This is a genomic window from Gemmatimonadota bacterium (assembly GCA_009838845.1).
In the GTDB taxonomy this organism is placed as follows: domain Bacteria; phylum Latescibacterota; class UBA2968; order UBA2968; family UBA2968; genus VXRD01.
Genome location: VXRD01000021.1, coordinates 1 through 2422 on the forward strand (window position 1 = coordinate 1; position 2422 = coordinate 2422).

The window sequence follows — 2422 nt, forward strand, 5'->3', positions numbered from 1 at the left end:
GAAATGAATATGCCCGTATTTTCTGGAGGTATGCTCATGTTTAAGTATGTCATGACATTGATTTTCCTGCTCCTGCCTGCCTATGTACACGCAGCGCCAACCGCATCAGATTGTGATTTCAATAACAGCGGCAAAGTGGATTTTGCCGATTTTATCGCCTTTTCACAGGGCTATGGGACAACCCAGACCCGGTTTGACTTGAACGGGGATGGCGCAGTCACCTTTCAGGACTTTGTCATTTTTGCCCAGTTCTACGGGCAGACAATCGCACCCCCTCCGCCAACCACCGACGCTCCCGTTGGCATTCGAGTTGGGATGCAAGCCCCTGATTTTACGCTGAGAACCCTCACTGGCGAATCGTTCAATCTCTATGCACAGCGCGGCAAACCCGTGTTTCTCAACTTCTGGGGAACCTGGTGTGGTCCCTGTGTTGCCGAAATGCCCGATATACAAAAGTTGCAAGATACCATGGCCGACTCCATTCAGATCGTCGGCATTGGCGTACGAGACACGCGCATCCAGGAACTGCGTTTTATCAGAAGATATGGCTATACCTGGACTTTTGTTCTCGACTCGACAGGAGAAGCGCGCAATGCGTATGAGGTCTCGTCCTATCCCACCTCGCTGTTCCTGGACGCCAAGGGTGTGATTGTCCGCGTGTTGCGCGGTTCTCGGAATTACGAAACGTTCCTGGCAGCGGCGCGACAGGCGATTAATAATTAAAGGCGGTTAGCATTAAAATTTGTAACTCATGGAGAAACCGATGCGGAATAGAGTTCTGTCAATTTTATCAATACTCGCACTTCTGATGTCCCCACTGTCTCTTTCGGCACAAAATAGCTTTTCCCTCTCGCTGGATGTAAATGGTGCGGCGGGCGATCAAGCGGTCACATCTGTCTATATGTCCACAGACCAGATTGTCACCATTCAGATATTTGGCACAGGTATTCAGAATGCGAACGGCCTTGCTGCGCGCTTTGAATACGATGCCACGCAGGTTGTGTACAGGGGCTTTGATGCCAGCGATGTAGTCTTACCCAATGCTCAGGCACTCCCAGAGGAAGGTACAGGTTTTGTTGAAATAGGCATTGCATCTTTGGGTGGTCAAGCAACTGCCAATAGCGGTCTGGTGGGTACCGTTCGCTTTCGCACGACAGCCGCATTTTCGGGCACGGCGATTCGGTTGGTGCGTGCAGAACTCAGTCGGGGTGGGCAATTTGAGACTGTAATCATGGATGTGCGCGTTGAGTTACAGTTTCAAGCCGTTACGCCAGACTTTAATGGCGATAGTGTGGTTAATTTTGCCGACTTTTTGGCGTTTGCGGGTCAGTTTGGGGCACGTCAGGGCGATGGACAATATGAAGCGAAGTACGACCTGGACAGCGATGGTGCGATTGGTTTTGGCGATTTTCTGCTCTTTAGCAGCAGTTTTGGCAAAGAGATATCTACGTCTGACGATGGCAGTACAGGGATAGTTACCATTCCGGATGCGAATCTGAGCGCAGAAATCGAGATCGCACTGGGTAAGGCGAGAGGTGCGTCGATCAGCAGGGCAGAGATGGCGAGTTTGACAAGCCTTGAGGCACCGAATGCGAATATCAGAGACTTGACAGGACTTGAGTTTGCTACCCGTCTGACGCGGCTGGACCTTTCCGATAATATCATCCAGGACCTCACACCTCTGTCGGGCTTAACCAACCTGACAACGCTGATTCTTTCCGATAATAGTATCTCGGACCTCACACCTCTATCAAGTCTAACCAACCTGACAACGCTGATTCTTTCCTATAATACCATCACAGATATCTCGCCGTTGTCGGGCTTAACCAACCTGACATTGCTGATTCTTTCCAGCAATTTATTCTCAGATATCTCGCCGTTGTCGGGCTTAACCAACCTGACATCGCTGAACCTTGCCTATAATAGTATCTCGGACATCACACCTCTATCAAGTCTAACCAACCTGACATTTTTGAGTCTTTACGACGGTACTATGATCGGGGACAGGTCAGTACTGTCGCGCCTGTTCAACCTGTCAGTAGCAGATATCCCGGATCCCAACTTGCGTGCGGCGATTAAGATCGCTATGGGCAAGACATCAGATGCTCCGATCACCGATTTTGAGATGACATTTTTGTCAGAACTTGAAGCTCCGAACTCGAACATCAGGGACTTGAACGGGCTTGAGTTGGCAACCAGTCTGACGAGTTTGAACCTCGGTACAGAGTTTGTGTCTGGTGAGGGTTATGTTAATAGTAACCATATTTCCGACTTCTCGCCCTTATCGGGCTTGACCAACCTGAGAAGGCTGGATCTTGGCGGCAACTCAATCTCGGACCTTTCTGCACTATCTGGTGCTATATCAAGATTGACCAGGCTGGAACGGCTGGATCTTGACAACAACAGCATCTCGGATGTGTCC

Annotated in this window: 2 protein-coding genes; both read left to right on the top strand. The window is 50.0% G+C overall.

Going from position 1 to position 2422, the window contains the following annotated elements:
* Positions 1-723, top strand: a 723-nt coding sequence (locus F4Y39_02930) for a redoxin domain-containing protein (GenBank protein MYC12659.1), incomplete at its 5' end; no start/stop codon positions are given.
* Between the two features lie 28 nt (positions 724-751).
* A partial coding sequence (locus F4Y39_02935; protein MYC12660.1) for a hypothetical protein occupies positions 752-2422 on the top strand: 1671 nt, incomplete at its 3' end.